Origin of the sequence: Aeromonas sp. MR7, assembly GCF_963899385.1 — a bacterium.
Taxonomy (GTDB): Bacteria; Pseudomonadota; Gammaproteobacteria; order Enterobacterales; family Aeromonadaceae; genus Aeromonas; species Aeromonas bestiarum.
Genome location: NZ_CAWQXH010000021.1, coordinates 179,728 through 201,001 on the forward strand (window position 1 = coordinate 179,728; position 21,274 = coordinate 201,001).

The following is a 21,274-nucleotide window of genomic DNA, read 5'->3' on the forward strand; positions in this document are numbered from 1 at the left end:
CCCCTCATATCTTGAGCTGGGCGGCAGGATCCGCCGCCAGCGCCGTAAACACATCCTTGACCCGGCAATCCTCACACATCAGCAACCGCTGGGCGGCTTCATTCTGGAAGTGGGAGTGACCGGCCAGCTTTTGCTGGATGCGACGAATGAGGGAAGCTGGCGCAAACGGCTTGCCGCAGCGTATGCAGCAGGCGGCCTCCTCGGCTTTCAGGCTCTGCACGGCGCGGCGCACCTCGGGCACAGGTTGCAGGCGGGGTGCAAGGACAATGGCCTGCTCGGGGCAGGCTTTTTCGCACATGCCGCACTGGATGCAGTCCTGCTCGATAAAGTTGAGGCCGGGCGTGTGGCCCACCGCATGCAGGGCGCGGGTCGGGCAGACCGCCACGCAGCCCATGCAGAGGGTGCAGTCCGATTCCTTGAGCACCACTGCGCCGTAAGGGGCGCCATGGGGCACCGCCAGCGGCTCGTGGCTGCCCCCGTTGGCCTGCCAGAGGGCATCGAAGGCGGCAAACAGGGTCTCCCGCTTCTCCCCTTTGAGCGGTTTGTCGAACAACGCAGTGCCAGGGTGTTCACTGGCACGCTCCATGGCGCTCAGGGAGTGGATCGCCACCCGGCCCGCCGATAAACCGGCCCCCACCAGCAGTACGGCGGCGCTGGCCAGCTCCCGCTCCAGCAGGGCCCGCACGCTGGCGGGGGCGTCCTCGCCAAGCACTATGCGCACCGCGCTGGCACCATAGGCGAGCGCCGCCAGCCAGCTCTCAACCCCCAGGCTGGCGCTCTCTTCCACCCAGACCGGCAACCAGTGGGTTGGCAGGGCGGGCAGGCTGGCCTCAAGCCGTGCCCGCTCGCTCTCCCCGGCGATCAGCAGCACAGGGTGGGCACCGCCCGCCTCCCGATAGCGTTTGAGCAAGCGCAGCAGGTAGTCGCCGCTGGTGCTGGCATCGGGCTGGTGATAGGCAATCGCCCCGGTCGGACAGGCGGAGGCGCAGCTGCCGAATCCCTGGCACAGATGCGGATCTATCTGGATGCGACCATTGACGGGCTTGAGCGCATCGGTCGGGCAGACATCGAGGCAGCGGCTGCAACCTGGCACGCCGCGGGCGGTGAAGGCGCAGGCCTCGGCATCGAGGCGAAAATAACGCGGCTTGTCGAAGATGCCGGTCAGGGCGCACAGCTCGGCGAGCCGTGCGGCCAGCCCTTCGTCATCAACCAGATGCAGATAGCCGATTGGTGGGCGCTCCAGCGCAAACAGCGGCGTGCGGCCCAGATCGGCCACCAGATCGAAACGCGGATCCCCTGGCAGTTCACTGACAGCTGCCGCAGCCTGCTGCGGGAAACCCTGTTGTGGAAAACAAAGCCCCGCCAGGTCAACCCGCTCCCCCTGCCCGCTCAGGCCGGTTAGCTGGTACTGACCCAGATACCCCTTGAGGCTCGGCTCGCGCAGGGTCAGGGCGTTGAGGGATGCGGTGGCGTCGAAGATGGCTTCGAGATCTGCTGCCTCGGCATTGTGGACGGATTCGGTGACCAGCAGGGTCGGCATCACGCCTTGGGGCAGCAGGCTGGCGGCACGGCGAATGCGATCTTCCGGGCCGACCAGCAACAAGCGGCCCTGGCTCTGATAGGAGACGGTGGCCGGGATCAGGTTGTCGGTCTTGACCGTGTGGCGCAAGGCGTCGGCGCGGGCTCGCTCATTGCGCCCCGCCACTCCCCCATCGGGGGTCAGGTTTGAGTAATGTTGTTCGATGCTCACATGCACTCCTGTGCGGTCCACCTCATGGGATGGATCGCTTGTTGGTCTTGTGGAGGAGCAAGAGCCGAGCCAACTCCCCCGGAAAAATAGTGACTGGCAGGGAGTCAGGATCCCAGACGCTCCATTCCCCCACCCTTGGTTGGGACATTTTGTCCACCCTCATCAACCAAAATGTCCCGATCCTTGGTGTGGGCTTGTGGATCCGGGGCTGGCAAGGTGGCGGGCGGTTCACTCCGCTGGGAGGCGGGAGAAGAAAAAGAGGGGGCAGCGGCTGGCTGGTCGGCAAGGGCCTGCTCGGGTGCTGCCTGATCTGATGGCGACAGTGCGCTGCCGGACTCGGCCTCGGGCGCCGTCACCGTCTCCACCAGCCAGTTGCGCAGCCCGGCGGTCAGGGCCGCCGGCAACAGCTCGGGCTGGCTGAAATCCTGGGTGTAGTCATCCAGCCCGTCCGGCTTGTGAGTGCGAAACATGGCTCTCAGTGTCTCTTTGTCAGGCAACGCAGATTTGCCCGGCTGGGTTGGTCTGACCGGCTGCGAAGCGGCGTCACCGATAGCCGGTTTTCCCTCCGACACCTCATACAGGAGACCCTCGGCAGCCTCGGGTTCACCACTCCCCTTGTCAGTGCTGACTACGCGGCTATCCTGCTCTGCATATGATATTTTACCTTCACCATTGCCTTCGATGGGGATAGCAACAACCTCGGGGTCAGCCTCTTCCCGTGGCTGCAATGCCTGATGCTTTCGAGCCGACCAGCGCTTGAGAAACTCACTCATGGGAGCCTGCTCCCGAACGCTCGCGGCCATCGGGGCCTGTGGCTCTGACGGCGCCGCAATTGGCTTGATCACTGGCGTCTCTTGATGTCTCAACTCTCGTATCGACCCCCAACTGATCCTGCGCCCGCCCCTTGCCCTTCTTGCCCTTGCGGCGGGCCTCCAGCAGCTCGCCGTGACGGCCGATAAAGGCCTCCACCCAGGCTTGCAGCGCCTCAGGCAGCGGGCAGGAGAGCACCTGCCGCTCGCCATCCATATAGGCGGCGGCCACTGTCTGGCTCAGGGTGAGGCCATCGGCCACAAAGCCATTGTCCACGCGGCTTCCAGTCACAAACAGGCGGGGCGAGCCGGAGCTCAGATTGAAGCGATAATCCCCCCGCTCATCGCGAAACAAGGTAAGGGGCAAGGCACCGGCAGCCTCAGGTTCGGCGGGGTGGAGCGCCGCAATCTCGAAACGGCGGCTCTGCCAGCGGCCAACCTGGCTGTCGATGGCATTCAACTCCAGCTGCAGCCAGCGCTGCGGGGAGAGAGGTTTGGTTGTGTCTTGCACTTGTCGCGACTCCCATCAGAAGGTCTCTGCCGGGCCGCCCTCCCCTATGATTAGCCCCTGTCGGGGCTGGTCACTGCGGGTAAATCGAGGCGGCCACGGCCATCAATGGGATAAGACATAGCAAGAGTGGGGCCAAGGCGGGATGAGTGGCCGATTTAGGGGATTTAAAATACAGGCTAACGCTGAACGCAACAAAGCCCAGAATACGGAGTAAAACCAATCTGCCAAAGCCTAATCAGAATAAATGGAAATAATCGAATAACGCCGAATTATCCGATTATTTCCTTGATAACGAGATAGGTGGTCTTCATGTATTAAGCTTTTCACCTACATTTTTTACACTGGCTCTGGTTCGTAACTCCACTATCTTTAGTTCTATAACCAAAAAATTTATCTAGCTCCTGTTCAGTTTTAGCCACAACTCCACATTTTGGGCACTTGTGAGGCAAAGTGATTTTCCCTGACATAGCCAATATACCTCTTTCCGTCTGAGCTATTTAAAAACAAGCTAAGTACAACCATTCATTTAGCAAAACACTTATGATGACAAAAAATCAACAGTGACTTTTTGTCAATGCAAAAAACTAGTGACTTGCCCTAATTGTTCATTTTTAGATTAGTGCTACCTAGCCCAGGCTAATTGCCAATCATTTTTTTGGTAAGCAATCAACGCTTAGACATTTCTTCTTTTCTTACTCTGCGTTCCCATTTGTTGTAGTACTCTGAATACTCCTCATCTCTCCCACCGGTTTCTTCGATCCAGTCTTCATACTCTGGACTATGTTCGAATTTTTCACTCATACAACCTCCTGTATTAGTGATTTATCTTTTCTTACTTTTCTCTGCCATATCCCTTAGGATTTCTGGCGATTTTTTCACTAAATCATTAGTGAAGCCTCTAAATTTTTTAAATTTTATATATAAATATATAAATAGCACAACACCTAAAATGATCAGAATCGGCATACTAACTCCAAAGCATAAGGTGGCAGATTAGAGAAAATAATGAACATTATCTTCAAACCCTGCTTTTTATTGCAAGAATAGTATCAATAGAACCACGATGTGCACTTCGTGGAAATCACACATCAGACGACCCTTATGGAAATTGCCATCATAACTCACCTATGGAATTACCATCAAAATGGTGCGTTCTAAAAAATCATCACGAATAAGGCGAAGTTCAGATAAATATTGTAATTTAAAGAGTTCTTAATTCAATAACTATCTTAATCAGTACTTTTATATGGTCACACAACATAGACCTGTTCGCATTCGATACAGTCCAATTTTGAGATGGGTATCACACCTATAAATGACTATTTTTAGTGTTCGACTAAATACATCAAAGTGGAACACAAATTGCTTTACCCCCCTACACCCAGCTACCGGTCGCGAGGGGCCCATGATACCGACCTTTATCAAAAGCAATGCTGCCGCCCAGCTCACCATGGCCGTCGAGGTGATGGATGAGCAGGGCACGCTGCAAACCCGCCAAATCGCCTGTGAGCGCCCACTGACTGTCTACCTCAACTGGAAGGAGATAGTGACCCTGATGACGCTGGGGGCCCGCCCCGAGGCGCTGGTGCTGGGTTATCTCAAGAATCAGGGCTTTATCGAGGATATTTCGGCCATAGAATCGGTGATCGTCGACTGGGAGAGCGAGGCCGCCGCCGTGGTGAGCAGCCAGCAGGCAGCCGATCTCGACCAGGCGCTGGAGAAGAAGACGGTCACCTCCGGCTGCGGTCAGGGCACCATGTATGGCAGCGTGATGAAGAAGCTCGAAGGGGTGGTCTTGGCTGCGCCTGAGCTGAAACAGAGCACCCTCTATGCCCTGCTCAAAGCGCTGTCGGCCCATAACGAAACCTACAAGATGGCCGGCGCCGTGCATGGCTGCGCCATCTGTCGCGGCGCCCAGATCCTCTCCTTTGTCGAGGATGTGGGGCGCCACAATGCGGTGGATACCCTGGCGGGCGAGCTCTGGATGCGCGGCGAGAGCGGCAGCGATAAAATCTTCTACACCACGGGCCGGCTCACCTCCGAGATGGTGATCAAGGTGGCGCAGATGGGCATTCCCGTGCTGCTGTCGCGCTCCGGCGTCACCCAGATGGGGCTGGATCTCGCCCGCCAGCTCGGCATCACCATGATCGCCCGCGCCAAGGGGCGCCACTTCGAAGTCTTTACCGGCCAGCAGCATCTGGAGCTGGACGAGAGGCCGCCTGTGCTGCTCCATACCCCGTCAGGCCGGGGTCAGCGAGAGTAAGCCATGAGCGAGTTGATGAGTGCCAAACAGATAGTTGAGTATCTCGACCACGCCAGCCAGAGGATCAAGCGCAAGCCATGAACGAATTTATGAACGTGAAGCAGGTGGCCGAGTACCTCGATCTCAACGAGAAGAAGGTCTACCAGCTCGCCAACGAGGCGCGCATCCCCGCCACCAAGGCGACCGGCAAGTGGCTGTTTCCGCGCTCCCTGCTCGATCGCTGGCTGCTCGGCAGCTGCCACGAGGGGGTGATGAACGACCGGCTGCTGCTGGCGGGATCCGACGACGTGTTGCTGCACTATGGTTGCAGCACGCTTGCGCGGCAGCTCGGCACCCAGGCGCTGGTGGGCTACACCCCCTGCGGCACTCGCCAGGGGCTGGCGATGCTGGCACGCGGCCATGTGGATCTGTGCGCCATTCACTGGGGTCAGGCCGAAGAGGCCCACCTGCGCCACCCGGCGCTGGTGCAGCAGTATCAGGGCCACCGCCAATGGGTGATAGTGCATGGCTTTCGGCGGGTACAGGGGCTGGTGCTGCGCCAGGGCTTGCAGCCGCAGGAGGCAAAACAGGCGCTCGACTGGCGCTGGGCTATGCGCCAGGAGGGGGCCGGCAGCCAGCGCGCCCTGCAGGAGTGGCTGCAAACCCAGGGGGAGTCGCTGACCCGGCTGGAGAGCACTGTGCAGGTCAACAGCGAGCGGGAGCTGGCTGCCGCCATCAGCCGGGGCGATGCCGACGTGGGGCCCGGCGCCCAGAGCACGGCCACCGAGTTTGGCCTCGGCTTTATGCCGCTGTCGCAGGAGTGCTTCGATCTGGTGATGCCGCAGGGAGTCTTCTTTCGCACCCTGTTGCAACAGCTGATAGGCTGGCTGCAATCCCCCGAGGGGCGCGAGCTGGCGGCCCGCCTCGGCGGCTATGACCTGACCCAGAGCGGCAAGCTGGTGTGGAGCCCGCAGTAGCGAAAGAAGCTAGCCTCTCTTTGTACCGACAGCCCTGACCAGCACGGGCCTGCCACCCTGGCAGGCCCGTCTGTTTTATTGCCCATCTGTACTATTCATCCGCTCTGATAAATGGGCAGGCGCTTACCCTGGCCTTGACTCACCCGCTGCCGAGTCAGGCTCATGCCCCGCCGAGCCAGATCCGCGCCCCTCGGCCCCGAGCGCAATGCGCCATCCCTCCAGCTGGGTGGGCTCGCCACCGCTGGGCAGCAGGGCATGGCTGCGCAACCGGATGGTAAAGCAGCTCCCCTGCCCGGGAGTGGAGTCCACCACCAGCTCCCCGCCCCAGCGGCTGATGATGCGATGGCTCAGGGCCAGCCCCAGACCTGTGCCAGTGGCACGAGTGGTGAAGAAGGGGTCGAAGATCTTGTCCATGATGGCGGCATCTATGCCGCTGCCGTTGTCGATGACCCGCACCTCGGCCCCTTGCAGCCCACCCGCCTCGTCGAACCAGTCGCGGCTCTCGACCCGGATCTCCCCCTGCTCCCCCAGCGCGTGGCTGGCGTTGACCAGCAGGTTTATCAGCACCTGCAACAGCTGCTGGCGATCCGCCTCTATGGGTTGCTGGGCCTGCAAGTCGGCCACCAGGTTCACCTGCTGCTGGCGCAGGGCGGAGCGCACCAGGGTCAGGCTCTCTTCGATGATGGGGGTGAGGTGCTGCCACACCGGCGCCGTCTCGTAGTCGCCGGGGCGGGAGTATTGGAGCAGGCTGCGGGTGATGGCGCGAATGCGCTCTATCTGGGCCAGCACCAGCGCCAGCTCCTCGCTGACCGGGGCGGCCGCCTCTCCCAACTCCAGCTTCATCAGTTCCACATTGCCGAGGATCACCGCCAGCGGGTTGTTGATCTCGTGGGCCACCCCGGCGCACAGCTCGCCGAGGGCCGCCAGCTTCTCGCTGATGAGCAGCTGCTGGCGCGCCTGGGTCAGCATATGGATATGGTGTTCCAGTTCGGCTGTCTTCTGCTCCAGACTGCCCGTGCGCTCGGCCACCTTCTGCTCCAGCTCGTCGGCGCTGCGGGCCAGCTGCTGCTGGTGCGCCGCCTGCCGATCCAGCATGGCGTCAAACTGGCGCCCGAGCTGGGCCAGCTCGTGGTCGGGGTCGAGCGGCAGCGCCCCCACCCTGGCCGACTGGTCATGCTGCACCTGACGCACCACGCCGTGCATCCGCTCTATGGGGGTGAAGAGATCCCGGGCGCCGCGATAGACCAGCAGGCCCGAGAGCAGCAGGAGCAGCACCACGCCTGAGCCCAGCTCCAGCAGGTTGGTGAGGTAGGTGCGAATGAAGGGCCACTCCAGAAAGCCGACGTAGAGCATGCCGATGCGCTCGCCGTGCGCCCCGAGCAAGGGCTCGTAGCCGGAGACATACCAGGCGTCGTGGACGAAGGCGCGGTCGACCCACAGTTCCCCCCGATCCAGCACCTGCTCGCGCACCGGCGCCGAGACCCGGGTCCCCACCGCCCGCCCCAGCTGGCGACTGCTGCTGGCGGGCACGTTGGTGCTCACCCTCAGATCGCCGAGAAACAGAGTGACAGTGCCTATGCTCCCATCCGGCAGGGTGTTCTTGGCAAACACCTGTCCCTTGAGCTCGTCCACCAGCCGGGTGCTGCCGTTGATAAGCTCGCCCCCCTCCAGCACGGCCCAGAGGCTGCCGTCTCTGGCCATGACGGGCGTCAGGGAGAGGCTGACGAGCCCCCGGGTCTCCTGGCCCGGAGCGGCCGTGTGCTCCCTGTCCAGCACGGCGCGGCTGGCAAGAGCGGGCGAGAGGGCCAGCAACTGCTCACGCGACCAGACCACGAAGTGGCTGACGCTGCGCCCGGCGGCGAGGGCCGTGCGCTCCCTGGCCGTCAGCAGTTCCAGTTCGGCGCCACTGCGCAGGCGCAGAAAGTCGAGATCGTAGTTGGCCGCCAGCGGCATCACCCAGGCCGGCAGTGCTTCGGGCGTCTGGCGCAGCCGCAGCTGGAAGGCCCAGGCATCGCGCAGATGCTCCAGATGTTCGGCCTGACGCTGCTGCTGCACATTGACCGCATGGTGGGCCACCCCCAGGTCGCCGCGCACATTGGTGAGCAGGTTCTGCCAGCTGTAGGTGAGGGTCCAGTAAAGCGTCAGCCCTATCATGCCCACCAAAGTCAGCATGATAGGCACCGAGGTGAGCAGCAGCAGGCGCCAGCGTACCTTGGTCTTGAGCCAGCGCGGCAGCAGGGTCATAGCGGCACCGTCCGGTTGCGGGTTGTCATTCGATAGCCCACTCCTTGAACTTGCGCTCCAGGGTCTTGCGCGCCACCCCCAGCACCCGGGAGGCGGCAGATTTGTTGCCATCATGGCTCGCCACCACCTGCAGGATATGGGCCTTCTCCACCTCGGCCAGCGGCCACGCCAGCGGATAGCCCTCCTCGCTCGCCCCCTGTTCTGCCGCCTTACTGCTCTGCCAGTAGTCGGCGGGGGGCTTGCCCAGCAGCAGGCAGCGCTCGATCAGGTTGCGCAGCTCGCGCACGTTGCCGGGCCAGGGATAGGCCTGCATGGCCACCACGTCCTCGTGGGTCCAGCTAAGCGAGCCCATCCCCATCTCGGCGGTGAGCTGGCGGGTGAAGTGGTGCACCAGGGCCGGGATGTCGTCGACGCGATCGCGCAGGGGCGCCACCGGCAGCGCCACCACGTTGAGGCGATAGAAGAGATCTTCCCGAAAGCGGCCCGCCTCCACCTCGGTTTTGAGGTTGCGGTTGGTGGCGGCGACGATGCGCACATCCACCGACAATTCACGTTCGGCGCCGACCGGCCTGATCGCTTTTTGCTCCAGCACCCGCAGCAGGGACGATTGCATGGCGAGCGGCATCTCGCCTATCTCGTCCAGAAAGAGGGTGCCCTGATGGGCGACCCTGAACAGGCCGTCGCGCCCCTTGCGGGCACCGGTGAAGGCCCCCTGCACGTGGCCGAACAGCTCGCTTTCGAGCAGCTCGGGGGCGATGGAGGCGCAGTTGAGCGGCACGAAGGCCCCCATGCGGCCGGAAAGCTGGTGCAGGGCACGGGCCACCAGCTCCTTGCCGGTGCCGGACTCCCCCTCCACCAGCACGGCGGCGTTGGAGGGGGCCACTCTGGCGATGAGCGTCTTGAGCTCGCGGGTCTTGGCGCTGTCACCTATCAGGGTGGGCGGGAACAGCTTGCTCACCTCCCGGCGCAGCAGCAGGTTCTCCCGCTCCATCTGGCGGCGCTCTATCACCCTGTCCACCGCCTGCACCATCTGATCCAGGTTGAAAGGTTTGAGGATGAAGTCGCTGGCGCCGAGCCGCAACGCCTTGAGGGCTGTCTCCATGTCGCCGAAGCCGGTCATGAAGATGATGTCGCTGCGCCGGGTGGCGGGGTCTATGGCCTCGTGCCACTCGATGCCGGAGCGCCCCGGTAGCCGGATGTCGGCGATGATGAGATCGAAATGCAGACGGCAACGCAGGGCTTCCGCCTCCTCCACACTGGCGGCCGTCTCTATCTGGGCGAAGCGCCTGGCCAGCGCCTTGGCCAGAAAGCTGCGCATGCCGGGCTCGTCATCGACGATGAGCAGAGAGAGGGCGGACCAACGGCTGGCGGGTGCAGTCATGAAAAAAGTACCTCAGATTCGACAAGGTTCCGGGATTGTCCCACCGACCTTATAAACTGTGGGACATTTTGTCGCTAACCGGCCCCCAGTGCCAACCCCCTTTATTAAAAGCGACGAGGCCATCACGCAATTAATGCCGTTAACCGACTGTTTTAACATTGAAAACCTCGCTGCTGGCAGCATGCGGCCAGCTTGGCACCCTGCTTGCTTAGTCCTGCCCTCTCCCCATCACCCGGATACGATGAACATCATGATCACAGGAACCGTGCGCCAACGTCTCGCCCTTGCCCTCTCCACCGCCCTGCTGCTGAGCCTCCCCTTGCTGAGCACAGCCAGCCACGCCGAGAGCGCCAAGGCGCCCATTCGCCTCGCCACCACCACCAGCACGGAGCAGTCCGGCCTGCTGGGCTGGCTGCTGCCCCAGTTCACCCAGGAGACGGGTTATCCGGTACAGGTGATGGCGGCCGGTACCGGCCAGAGCCTGAAGATGGGTGAGAACGGCGACGCGGATCTGGTGATGACCCATGCTCCGTCTGCCGAAAAAGCCTTTGTTGACGCGGGCTTTGGCATAGAGCCGGTGCACCTGATGTACAACGACTTCGTCATCGTAGGCCCGGCGAAAGACCCTGCGGGTCTTGGCAAGCTGCACGACGCGGCCAGGGCGCTGCAGGCCATCAAGGATAAGAAGCAGACCTTCATCTCCCGCGGCGACGAGTCCGGCACCCACATCAAGGAGAAGACCCTGTGGCAGGCGGCCGACGTCAAACCCGAGTTTGCCGGCTACAAATCCATCGGCCAGGGCATGGGCCCGACCCTGACCATGGCCTCCGAGCTTGGCGCCTATACCCTGACCGACCGCGGCACCTGGCTGGCCTATCAGAGCAAGCTGGATCTCGCCGTGCTGCTGGAGGGCGACAAGCGCTTGTTCAACCCCTATCAGGTGATCCTGGTCAACCCCAAGCGCTACCCGGATCTCAATACCGAAGGGGCCCGCACCCTGAAGAACTGGCTGGTCTCCGAGCACGGCCAGACGCTTATCGGCGACTTCAAGGTGGCAGGCCAGGCGCTGTTTGTGGCCGATGCCAACGGGAAATAATGCAGCCCTTGTTCCATACGATCACATGGATGGCTCTCGCCCCGCACGATAGGGGAAGCGTCTGATGCCGACCCTGGTCGAAACGACGCTGGCCGCCCTCGCCCTGCCCCATGAGGCAAGCGCCTGATGCCGACTCTGCTGGATACAACGCTGGCGGCGCTGGCCTTGCTGTTCGGGGGCGACACAGATCTGTGGCAGGTGGTGGGGGTCTCCTTCTCCGTCTCCTGCCTGGCACTGGCGCTGGTGCTGGTGCCGGCGCTGCTGCTCGGCTTTGCGCTCGCCTATCTGCCGATCCCGGCGCGCTGGCTCTGGCTCTCCTGCATCAATACCCTGCAGTCGGTGCCGACCGTGGTGATAGGCCTGCTGCTCTACATGCTGCTCTCCCGGGCCGGCCCCTTCGGCGACTGGAAGATGCTGTTCACCCAGCAGGCCATGGTGGTGGGGCAGATGCTGATCGCCTTCCCCGTCATCGCCACCATGGCCCACGCCGCCTTTATCCAGAGCGACAGGCGCGCCTGGGAGACGGCACTCACCCTGGGGCTCTCCTGGCCGAGGGCGCTGCTCGGGCTGATGCGCGAGTGCCGTTTCGGCCTCTTGGCCGCAGTGATCGGCGCCTTCAGCCGCATCGTCACCGAGGTGGGCTGCTCCATGATGGTGGGGGGCAATATCCTGCACTTCACCCGCAACATCCCCACCGCCATCGCGCTGGAAACCCAGAAGGGCGCCTTTGCCCAGGGGGTGGCGCTCGGCATAGTGCTGCTGAGCCTGGCACTGCTGCTCAACCTGCTGCTGACCGCGTGCCGCGGCCACAGTTATTTGAAAAACTGACCATGGCGCCGCGCATTTTTATCCCTGACCGGATGCTGCTGACCCCATCTCTGTCGTGGTCACAGCGAGTTGAAGAACCGACCATGCCCCCACTGCTTATCAACTGGAGTACCCCATGGCCCTGACCGCCCACCAGCTGATGATGCGCTTTGGCGAGCGCAACCTGTTCCAGATAGAGCGGCTCTCCATCGCGGCGGGCGACGCCATCTGGCTGCGCGGGGCGAACGGGGTGGGCAAGACCACGCTGCTCAAGATACTGGCGGGCCTGCTGACGCCGACCCTGGGCCACACCAACCTGGCCCGGGGCTGGCGCGCCAGGCTCGAGCAGTGGATCACACGGGATCCCGGCCCGGGCCGGGTCACCTATCTGCACCAGACCCCCTATCTGTTCGATCGCAGCGTGCACGACAACGTGGCCTGGGCCCTCGGTCATCAGGCCGCCGACGAGGTACGGGTGTTCGAGGCGCTACGCCGGGTCGAGCTGGAGGGGCTGGCGCGGGAGCACATCAGCATTCTGTCCGGCGGCGAGCGCCAGCGTCTGGCCATGGCCCGCGCCTGGGCGCTGCAGCCCGCCTTCTTGCTGATGGATGAACCCACCGCCAATCTGGATGCACATTCGGTTGCCCTGATGGCCGCCTTGGCGCAAGATCTGCGGGAACAAGGCAGCGGCCTGGTCATCATCAGCCACCAGAGCAACGATCTGACCGACCTGTGCGAGCGCCAATGGACCCTAGCCCGGGGCCGGCTGCACGAACCCACCCCTTTGAAAATCATCGAGCGACATGACCTCAAACAGCGAACCCAGAACTGATGCCTTCCCCGTCTCTGCCGTGATCCTGGCCGGTGGCCGCGCCACCCGCATGGGGGGCGAAGACAAGGGCTGGGTCCAGCTTGCGGGCCATCCGCTCATCGACCACGTGCTTGACCGGCTAAGGCCCCAGGTCGACGAGATACTGATCAACGCCAACCGCAGTCAGGCCCGCTATCAGGCGCTGGCTCCTGTCATCAGCGACGACAACCCGGACTATCTGGGTCCGCTGGCGGGCATGCAGGCCGGTCTTGCCGCCGCGCGCCACGACTGGGTGCTGTTCGTCCCCTGCGACGGCCCCGCCCTGCCCCGCGATCTGATGAGCCGCTTTCGCGCCGCCCTCACCCCGGATACCGAGCTGGTGGTGGCCCACGACGGCGACTGGCTGCAACCCGTGGTCGCCCTGCTGCACAAGTCCCTGCTGCCGTCGCTCACCCAAGCCCTGGCCGAGGGGGAGCGCAAGATAGATATCTGGTTTGCCCGCCACCGGATGGCGGTGGTGAGCTTTGCCGACCAGCCGGATGCCTTCATCAATCTCAACAGTCCGGCCGAGCTGGCCGCCTACGAGGCGCGCCTGCTGAACTCGTCTACCGACCCCCAACAAGGAGCCACCCCATGACCCCGGCCCCCACCCTTCCCCTGCTCGGCTTTGCCGCCTGGAGCGGTACCGGCAAGACCACGCTGCTGGAGCAGCTCATCCCCCTGCTGGTGAGTCGTGGCCTGCGCCTCGGGGTGCTCAAGCACGCCCACCACGACTTCGACATCGACCAGCCGGGCAAGGACAGCCATCGCCTGCGCAAGGCCGGCGCCAGCCAGATGATGGTCGCCTCGCGCCGCCGCCATGCACGAATGGTTGAAACCGAGCTGGCCGAGGCCGATTTTCGCGAGCTGCTGGCCAGCTTCGATCAAACCAGCCTCGACCTGCTGCTGGTGGAGGGGTTCAAGCACGAACACTTCCCGAAAATCGAGCTGCACCGCGCCGCCATTGGCAAGCCGCTGCTGTTCCCGGACGATGGCGACATCATAGCCCTGGCAAGCGATCAGCCGCAGGAGACAGCCCTGCCCCGGCTCGATATCAATGATCTGGACGCCATCGCCGACTTCGTCTGCGCCTACCTGACGCAGAGCCGGCAGCAGGAGCAGGCGCCGGGGGCCGGTTTTCTGTCGGTGGAAGGGGCCCGCAGCGCCATTCTGGACGCCCTCGAGCCCGCCACCCGCAGCACGGACACGCCGCTGACCCGCTGCCACGGCGCCGTGCTGGCGAGGGATCTCGTCAGCCCCATCAATGTGCCCCCCCACGCCAACTCGGCGATGGACGGAATTGGCCTGCGCGGCGACGACCTCGCCGCCGGTCGCTGGCAACTGGTGGGTCAGGTATTGGCGGGCCAGCAGCGCCACGAGCCGGTACTGGCGGGTCAGGCGGTACAGATCATGACGGGGGCGCCGCTGCCCCCCGGCGTCGATACCGTGGTGATGCGCGAAGAGACTCAAGTTGACGGCGACTGGGTCACCCTCAGCGCCCCCATCAAGGCGGGGCAGAACGTGCGGCTGGCCGGTGAAGATCTGGCGCTGGGCGCGGTCGCCATCCCAGCCGGGACTCGTCTCGGCGCCCCCCAGCTGGGACTGGCGGCATCGCTCGGTCAGGCCACTCTCAGCGTGCGTACCCCGCTCAAGGTGGCGCTGTTCAGCACGGGTGACGAGGTGCAGGCGCCGGGCGAGACGCTGGCCCCGGGCCACATATTCGACAGCAACCGCTTCACCCTGATGGCGCTCATCGCCGCCGCCGGCTGCGAGGTGATGGACTTGGGCATCATCCCGGATGATCCCGCCATACTGAGCCGGCAGCTGGCACAGGCATCGGCCGACGCCGATCTGGTGCTGAGCTCGGGCGGCGTCTCGGTAGGCAATGCCGACTTCATCAAGCAGGTGCTGGCGGAGCTTGGCCAGATAGCCTTCTGGCGCATCCAGATGCGGCCGGGCCGCCCGCTGGCGTTTGGCAAGCTGGGGACGACCCCCTTCTTCGGCCTGCCGGGCAATCCGGTGGCGGCCATGGTCTGCTTCCTGCAATTTATCGAGCCCGCCATCGCCCGCCTGCAGGGCCGGCTCTGGCAGCCGCTGCGCCTGTCGGCACAGGCCGAGCAGAAGATGCAGAGCCGCCCTGGCCGCACCGAGTTCCTGCGCGGCGTCTTCCATCAGGATGCCAGCGGCGTGCTGCGGGTGCGCACCACAGGGCCGCAGGGCTCCGGCATTCTCAGCTCCATGGCCGATGCCAACTGCCTGATTGAAATTGTCCCCGCCCAGCCGGCCATCGCGGTCGGCGAGCGGGTCTGGATCCACCCACTCCAGGGACGAGTGGCCTGATACATAGCGATCACCCCGCCGGGCGTGGCGGGGTGTTTGTGCCCATGACCCGAGGCTTGTCCCTTGCGCCTGAATACCCCGCTCTCCCGGCTCGATCTGCTGATCTATGGCCGCTATCGCATCGTCCACGGCCTGCGTATCGCGCTCGCCTTCATGCTCACCTTTCTGCTGACCCGTGAACTCAAGCTGCCGGAAAGCACCTGGCCGCTGATCACGCTGGTGGTGGTAATGGGGCCCATCTCGTTCTGGGGCAATGTGCTGTCACGGGCCCTGCAACGGGTGGTCGGCACCATCTTCGGCGCCGGTTGCGGTGTGGTGGCCCTCTATCTGGAGCTCTACTCCCTGCCGCTGACCCTAGTGTGGTGCGGCTGCATCATGTTCCTGTGCGGCTATCTGGCGCTCGGCAAGCGCCCCTACGTGGGGTTGCTCATCGGCATCACCCTGGGCGTGACCATGGGGGCCATGCCGGGGGACATAGAGACGGCGCTGTGGCGCAGCGCCGACGTGATCCTGGGCTCCCTGCTGGCGCTGCTGTTTTGCAGCATCTACCCCCAGCGCGCCTACAGCCACTGGCGGCTGCAGATGCACGACACCCTGCTGCAGGCGCACCGGCTCTACCATACCCACCTCTCCCCCAACATTCTGGAGCGACCCAGGCTGGCCCAGAGCCACTCTCGTCTGCTCTCCAAGATGGTGAGCCTGCGTCCCCTGCTGGCCCCGGCGGTCAAGGAGACCCGCCTTGGCAGCGCCCTGTTCGAGGCCATCCAGACCACGATGCGCAACACCCTCTGCACCCTGGAGATGCTGGCCAACACCTACTGGAGCGATCGCCAGAGCCACTTTCTGATGCAGAGCACCCCGGAGCTGCGCGCCTGCCAGCAGGCGACCGAAGCCGTGATGATCCAGCTGGCGCTCATGCTCAAGAGCGGCGAGTTGAAAGGGGCTGAACAGGCCATCAGCGAGTTGCAGGAGGCCGCGACCCGGGTGCGGCTCGATGCCGGGGGCGAGGCCGCCATCAGCGGCTATCTCTGGCTGAGCCTGCAGCTCACCGAGCAGCTAACCCACCTGCGCCGCCTGCTGGGGCTGGTGATGTACCCGCCCCGCAGCCAGAGCCACCCATAGCAAAACGCCCCGCAATGCGGGGCGTTGTCATAGCGAGCCGACCGCGTCAGCTGGCATCCGCCAGCGGCTGCTCGGCCGTGAGGTAAATGGAAAAATCCTTAATCCCCGCCTCCAGCGCAGCAAAACAGTCGGGGTCTATGGCGGATCCCAGCTGCTCGGCCATCATCTCCAGCGCCTGGGGCACGGGAATGGCACCACGATAGGGACGCTTGGCGGTGATGGCATCGAAGATGTCGGCCGTGGTGATGATGCGGGTCTCAAGGGCAATCTCCTCTGCCTTGAGTCCCTTGGGATAGCCTTTGCCGTCGAGCCGCTCATGATGGGCCCCCGCCACCTGGGCCAGCTCCTTGAAGGCGCCGATCCGGCTCAGGATCTCCTCGGTAAAGGCGGCATGCATCTGCACCGCCGCCCACTCATCGGCATTCAGCTTGTCCGGTTTGTCGAGGATTGCGTTGCTCACCCCAAGCTTGCCCACGTCGTGCAGCAGAGCACCCCGCTTGAGCCAGCGCCGCCGCGGCTCCGGGATCCCCATCTGGGTGGCAAGGATATCGGTATAGAGTGCCACCCGGCCGCTGTGACCGGCTGTGTAGGGACTCTTGGAGTCCACCACCTGACCGAAGGCGGCGGCAATCTCGTCCAGATAGTCCTCGTCGAGCGCCACTTCCCCCTGCCCGGCCGGATGGATAAATACCCACTCAGCCAGCTGGGGATCCGCCAGCCCTTGCCAGAAATGCTCATCGGCCATGGCTTCGAACTGCCTGACCAGCTCGGGGTCGAACCAGCTGCCACTGCGCCCGCGCAGCTCCTTGAGCACGGCCTGCGGGCCTACGGCGGCATGAAACACATCCACCACCTGACAGAGCAGGGCAATGCGGGAGAAGAGCGGGATCGCCTCGCCAGCCAGCTGCAACGGCCGCCCCTTGCCATTCCAGTGCTCGTCGAGAGAGAGGATGCCGCCGGCGACCTCATCGCTGAAGCGCAGCTGGCGAGCGATATCGGCGCCGCGATGGCAGCGGGTCTGGATCAGCTCGTTGGCAATCTGATCGCCGTTGCGAAAGATGTGAAACAGGCTGCGAAAGCGCCCCAGCAGATCGGCCTGCAGGCCGGTGTGGCCCAGCACGAAATTGACCACCTCGGAGAGGGAGCCATCCACCAGCTTGAAATCGCGTTTGAAGTGCAGATCGTCGGTGAGATAGAGCTCGCAGATGCGGGCAGCATTGCTGCTGCAACCGAGATCCTTGAGCAGCAGGGTGTAATAGAGGTCGTGGCGCTGCCCGGCATCCAGGCCAAGCCGCTCCCCCAGCCGGGAACCAATCCAGCAACAACGGATGCAGTGCCCTCTGGGTTGCCCCTCAGTCATGTCGAGGGCATGACTGAGGGAACCGATCAGTTCCGATAATCGCAGACCGCTGAAGGTCATAAGCTACTCCCTGGCCACAATGGCAATGTTGCATGCAGGGAATACTATACCCAATTCAGGCCAGAACGGATCTCGGACCTGCGGGATCAGGCCTGCACACGGCCAGCGACCGCAGCATCGTCCAGCTGGGCCTGAGTCAGGGTCGAGACCAGCCGGCCATCGAAGTAGATATCCAGCAGCTCGCCGCGCTTTTCACCGCGCATCAGGCTGCTGCGACCATCCAGGTAGTGCACCTCCATCTGGGCGGTACGCTCGTCCGGATAGCTCATCTCGACCTCGCGCACCCCTTGCGGCAACATGGCCAAGGGCACCTTGTTGAGAGCCGGGTCCAGATGCTGGTTGACCTTGATCAGGGCATCCAGCTTCTGATCCACCAGCGCAGGTGACTTGCCGGTGATGGGGTTCTTGCCCGACCAGAATTCGATGGTATTGAACACGAACAAGTCCGCCGTCGCCGCCAGACCATAGACGGGGGAGAGCAGCAGGAAGACCCCGGCCCGACCGTAACGGTTGTCCACCACGCTGAGATTGCCCTTGGTCACCATGGAGGAGAGCCCCATCTGCCCCATGCAACCGCTCAACCCCATGCTCGCAAGCATGCCCGCCAACAGGGCCAAGACCCTGCTTTTTGCTCTTGTTGCCATTACGTTTTCTTGCTCCAGAATCGTGAGGCGGCAAGCCTAAACAGGCCGCCCCCGGCGGGCAATTGACAAGCAGGGGGTGATACAGCAGGGGTTCAGATTGGTGAGCTGACCGCTCGGATTGTGCACAGCCGCCAGGACGGCAGCCGTGCTCGGGGAGGAAAAATGACTCAGGCGCCGATGGCCAGACCCGAAACAGTCTGGGTCACGTTGGTCGCCCCCTGCTCTATCTGTACCATCACGCTGCTCACCTCGACGATCTGTTCCTTGCCACGCAGGGCACTCACGGCAACTTCGTTGATGTTGTTGGTGATCTGCGCCGTCAGTTCACGGTTTTTCTGTACCACGCTGTCAATCTCGCTGGTAGAGAGGGAGGTTCGGGCGGCCAGTTGCCGCACCTCATCCGCCACCACGGCAAAGCCACGGCCCTGATCCCCGGCCCGCGCCGCCTCTATGGCCGCATTGAGCGCCAGCAGGTTGGTCTGCTCGGCGATGCTGCTGATGGTGGAGACGATGGCCTCGATACTCTTGGATTGCTCGTTGAGCAGCCCGATCAGATCGGACATCCTGCCCACCTGCTCCGAGATGGCCGTGGAGATGCTGACCGAGGAGTTGAGCAGGGTCGCCCCGGTTGCCGCCGCCCTGGTCGTCTCCTGCGATATGCTGTGGGCGATGCGGGCCGCCTCGCTCACCGCCTGTGCGCGCTGGATCCGCTCGGTCACATCGCTGGCAAACTTGATCACCTTGATCACCTTGCCGGCCTCGTTCTTGATGGGGTTGTAGCTCGCCTCCAGCCAGATCTCGTTGCCATGGCTGGTGCGACGCAGGAACAACCCGGACTTGACCTGTCCCTTGGCCAGATCCTCCCAGAAGTGCGGCTGCTCCCGATAGAAGCTCTCATCGCAGAAGATCCTGTGATGCTGGCCCTTGAGCTGCGACAAGGAGTAACCCATGCAGGAGAGAAAATTCTGGTTGGCGCTGACAATCTCCCCCTTGGGGGTGAACTCTATGATGGCCTGGGAACGATCGAGGGCGGTCGAGGTGGCCTCCTGGCTCAGCAACTGCTCATGGCTGTGGGTGATGTCGGAGGCAATCTTGATCACCCGCACCACACGCCCCCCCTGCTTGACCGGGAAGTAGGTGGCATCCAGCCACAGGGTGTGGCCCTGCTTGTTCAGCCGCCGGAACACGCCACTGTGGCTGCGCCCCTGACGCAACTGCTCCCAGAACTGCTGGTAAGCGCTCGACTGGGCATACAGGCCGTCACAAAATATCCGGTGCGGCTGGCCCACGACCTCCTGCTCGCTGTAGCCCACCACTCCCAGAAACAGCGGATTGGCATCCAGGATCTGCCCCTCTGGACTGAAGGTGATCACCGCCACCCCGCCCTTGACCGCCTCGATAAAGGTCTGTGCCTGCGTCAATTGCTCCTGACAAGCCAGCAGTTCGGCTTTGAGTTTAAGATTGAACATCTTGTCTATACCTCGTCATCAGGGAAAGCTCCCCCGCCTGAATTGATCTTAGTCAAGGTTTCTAGCTTCTCGGCGCTCAGATAGCAACGGGGAAGGGGTGGCCGACCACTCCAAATAGGCCGGATTGGCCACAAAACCGACCCGTTCATACAGAGGGCGCCCCTCATCGCTGGCATGCAGCCACACCTTGCCCAGTCGTTCGGCGCTGGCATGGGCCACCATGGCGTCGAGCAGGGCGCTGGCCATGCCCTGCTTGCGGTAGGCCGGCAGCGTATACATGTTGAGCAGATAGGCCTCCCGTCCCGACAGGTTGCCGGGATAGGGCGGCCGCACAAACAGGGCCAGCGTGCCGCTCGCCACCACCTCACCCCCGACCTCGGCCACCCAGGAACGCGCGCTGCCATCGGCCTGCGCCGTGCTGAAATAGGCGCGGGTCGCCTGCCAGAGATCCAGATCGGCCAGCGGATCGCTCAGCTCGCCTACCTCGCAAAACAGCCCCATGCGCAGACTCACCAATGCGGGAATATCAGCCTGCGTTGCCTGACGAATGATCATCTGCACCTCCTGGTGTCATCACGGCTCCAAACATGACAAGGCGCCCCCGAAGACGCACCTTGTGGAGGGAGCAGTGTGTGCAGATATGTCCCCCTTGGCAAGGCAACCGGACTCCCGTACCCGCGGATGCCAGCTCCCACTGGCCAGCCACATCCAGCCCGCGGCGGGCGATCAAAAAAGCCCCGCCAGAGGACGGGGCCAAGCAGCCTGACAGCCAGGGTGAACCGGGCGAGACATGACCTGGTCACCCACCAGGCCGGTTGCTGCAATCTCTTGATAACAATAAAAAAGACAGCCGAAGCTGTCTTTTTTGTCTGAAGCCGAGCTTAGTAGAAGATCCGCTCGCCACGTTCGCTCATTTTGAGCCACACCGGCTTGGTGCTGGTCTTGCTCCAGATGCGGTGCAGATAGCTGTAGAAACGGGCGCGATCACTGCGAAACAGCATCACGGGGAAGGCCAGAATACCCACCAGCAGCACATAGATGCGACGAAGAATTATCTGAGTCAGGGAATAGGGATGAAACATGATAGCACTCCTTACTGGTAAGACCACTGAGCAAAGATTACTCCACAATTTGTAGGATTACTACACCAACAACCTCATTTTTTCGCAAAAAAGTTCGTCAAAAGCCACAAAATGAAATTATGTTACACCCATTAACTTACAAGCAACAAAATCTGGCAAAGCGGCGCCGTTTGACCAGATTTAATGAGTTGGCAGTCAACATGGAGTCTGTGCGATGAAACCCGCAGAAGTGGCGATCATAGGAGTGCTGGGTCTGTTGCTCTGGTCGGAGTGGCAGGATTGGCGGCTCAATCAAAACGACAGCATAGAGCTGGCCTACAAGGGGGCTCCGACCATCAGCCTGTGGCAATGCGGCCAGTTGAAACAGAAGATGATGGATCTGACCGAGCATTCGGCCGAGGTGCAGTTTCAATTCCGGGGACAGGATCTGGTGGAGGTCAATCGCTATCTGGAACGGGAGTGGCAACAACAGGGCTGCGAACCCTTGCTGACGCAGCAGGGATATTGAGAAAACCGGAATAGCGGGAAAC

20 protein-coding genes are annotated in these 21,274 nt (G+C 62.8%); 9 read left to right on the top strand and 11 right to left on the bottom strand.

Features of this window, described 5'->3' with window-relative positions; genetic code table 11:
• Window positions 1-4 precede the first annotated feature (4 nt).
• The 4 genes from AACW87_RS12615 to AACW87_RS12630 form a co-directional block, all read right to left on the bottom strand.
• Window positions 5-1,750, bottom strand: coding sequence for a 4Fe-4S binding protein (locus AACW87_RS12615; protein WP_445206854.1), 1,746 nt, complete (start codon window positions 1,748-1,750; stop codon window positions 5-7).
• Window positions 1,751-1,854: 104 nt separating this feature from the next.
• Window positions 1,855-2,523, bottom strand: coding sequence for a DUF3306 domain-containing protein (locus AACW87_RS12620; protein ID WP_241325119.1), 669 nt, complete (start codon window positions 2,521-2,523; stop codon window positions 1,855-1,857).
• Window positions 2,516-3,070, bottom strand: coding sequence for a DUF3305 domain-containing protein (locus tag AACW87_RS12625; protein WP_241325120.1), 555 nt, complete (start codon window positions 3,068-3,070; stop codon window positions 2,516-2,518). Before AACW87_RS12625 ends, AACW87_RS12620 begins: the two co-directional genes overlap by 8 nt.
• Window positions 3,071-3,736: 666 nt before the next feature.
• Window positions 3,737-3,871, bottom strand: coding sequence for a hypothetical protein (locus tag AACW87_RS12630; RefSeq protein WP_276329611.1), 135 nt, complete (start codon window positions 3,869-3,871; stop codon window positions 3,737-3,739).
• Between the two features lie 604 nt (window positions 3,872-4,475).
• Here AACW87_RS12630 and AACW87_RS12635 point away from each other — a divergent pair.
• Window positions 4,476-5,333, top strand: coding sequence for a formate dehydrogenase accessory sulfurtransferase FdhD (locus AACW87_RS12635; RefSeq protein ID WP_241325121.1), 858 nt, complete (start codon window positions 4,476-4,478; stop codon window positions 5,331-5,333).
• An 89-nt stretch (window positions 5,334-5,422) separates the two neighbouring features.
• Complete coding sequence (locus AACW87_RS12640) at window positions 5,423-6,289, top strand: helix-turn-helix transcriptional regulator (protein WP_084214094.1); 867 nt, start codon at window positions 5,423-5,425, stop codon at window positions 6,287-6,289.
• Between the two features lie 123 nt (window positions 6,290-6,412).
• Here the strand turns inward: AACW87_RS12640 and AACW87_RS12645 are convergent, their stop codons facing one another.
• Window positions 6,413-8,533: a sensor histidine kinase gene (locus AACW87_RS12645; protein ID WP_241325122.1), complete on the bottom strand. Its 2,121-nt coding sequence runs from the start codon at window positions 8,531-8,533 to the stop codon at window positions 6,413-6,415.
• 25 nt (window positions 8,534-8,558) lie between these two features.
• Window positions 8,559-9,914, bottom strand: a complete 1,356-nt coding sequence (locus AACW87_RS12650; protein WP_241278445.1) for a sigma-54-dependent transcriptional regulator — start codon at window positions 9,912-9,914, stop codon at window positions 8,559-8,561.
• A 250-nt stretch (window positions 9,915-10,164) separates the two neighbouring features.
• Between AACW87_RS12650 and AACW87_RS12655 the strand changes: the two genes are divergently transcribed.
• From AACW87_RS12655 to AACW87_RS12680, 6 genes are all read left to right on the top strand, one after another.
• The gene (locus AACW87_RS12655; RefSeq protein ID WP_241325123.1) at window positions 10,165-11,010 is read left to right on the top strand and encodes a substrate-binding domain-containing protein; all 846 of its coding nucleotides are present in this window, start codon (window positions 10,165-10,167) and stop codon (window positions 11,008-11,010) included.
• A 126-nt stretch (window positions 11,011-11,136) separates the two neighbouring features.
• The gene (locus AACW87_RS12660; RefSeq protein ID WP_043137869.1) at window positions 11,137-11,838 is read left to right on the top strand and encodes an ABC transporter permease; all 702 of its coding nucleotides are present in this window, start codon (window positions 11,137-11,139) and stop codon (window positions 11,836-11,838) included.
• Between the two features lie 115 nt (window positions 11,839-11,953).
• Complete coding sequence (locus tag AACW87_RS12665) at window positions 11,954-12,649, top strand: energy-coupling factor ABC transporter ATP-binding protein (protein ID WP_098983132.1); 696 nt, start codon at window positions 11,954-11,956, stop codon at window positions 12,647-12,649.
• Window positions 12,621-13,265 carry a molybdenum cofactor guanylyltransferase MobA gene (mobA, locus tag AACW87_RS12670; RefSeq protein ID WP_241325124.1) on the top strand — a complete coding sequence of 215 codons (645 nt, stop codon included), beginning with the start codon at window positions 12,621-12,623 and terminating at the stop codon, window positions 13,263-13,265. Before AACW87_RS12665 ends, mobA begins: the two co-directional genes overlap by 29 nt.
• The gene (locus AACW87_RS12675; protein WP_241325125.1) at window positions 13,262-15,007 is read left to right on the top strand and encodes a bifunctional molybdopterin-guanine dinucleotide biosynthesis adaptor protein MobB/molybdopterin molybdotransferase MoeA; all 1,746 of its coding nucleotides are present in this window, start codon (window positions 13,262-13,264) and stop codon (window positions 15,005-15,007) included. The genes mobA and AACW87_RS12675 overlap by 4 nt, the downstream gene beginning before the upstream one ends.
• A 63-nt stretch (window positions 15,008-15,070) precedes the next feature.
• On the top strand, window positions 15,071-16,129 hold the full coding sequence (locus AACW87_RS12680; RefSeq protein WP_043556363.1) for an FUSC family protein: 1,059 nt from the start codon (window positions 15,071-15,073) through the stop codon (window positions 16,127-16,129).
• 46 nt (window positions 16,130-16,175) lie between these two features.
• Here the strand turns inward: AACW87_RS12680 and AACW87_RS12685 are convergent, their stop codons facing one another.
• The 5 genes from AACW87_RS12685 to AACW87_RS12705 form a co-directional block, all read right to left on the bottom strand.
• Entirely contained in the window at window positions 16,176-17,549 is a 1,374-nt protein-coding gene (locus AACW87_RS12685) for an HD-GYP domain-containing protein (RefSeq protein WP_241325126.1), read from the bottom strand.
• Between the two features lie 86 nt (window positions 17,550-17,635).
• A complete protein-coding gene (locus tag AACW87_RS12690; protein ID WP_241325127.1) occupies window positions 17,636-18,193 on the bottom strand; it encodes a DUF3332 domain-containing protein in 558 nt (185 codons plus the stop codon).
• Between the two features lie 167 nt (window positions 18,194-18,360).
• Complete coding sequence (locus AACW87_RS12695) at window positions 18,361-19,662, bottom strand: methyl-accepting chemotaxis protein (protein WP_277606775.1); 1,302 nt, start codon at window positions 19,660-19,662, stop codon at window positions 18,361-18,363.
• 48 nt (window positions 19,663-19,710) lie between these two features.
• A complete protein-coding gene (locus AACW87_RS12700) occupies window positions 19,711-20,217 on the bottom strand; it encodes a GNAT family N-acetyltransferase (protein ID WP_098983121.1) in 507 nt (168 codons plus the stop codon).
• 326 nt (window positions 20,218-20,543) lie between these two features.
• Window positions 20,544-20,744, bottom strand: coding sequence for a YbfA family protein (locus AACW87_RS12705; protein ID WP_043136007.1), 201 nt, complete (start codon window positions 20,742-20,744; stop codon window positions 20,544-20,546).
• A gap of 214 nt (window positions 20,745-20,958) precedes the next feature.
• Here AACW87_RS12705 and AACW87_RS12710 point away from each other — a divergent pair, with 214 nt between their 5' ends.
• The gene (locus tag AACW87_RS12710; RefSeq protein ID WP_043136003.1) at window positions 20,959-21,252 is read left to right on the top strand and encodes a hypothetical protein; all 294 of its coding nucleotides are present in this window, start codon (window positions 20,959-20,961) and stop codon (window positions 21,250-21,252) included.
• Window positions 21,253-21,274 lie beyond the last annotated feature (22 nt).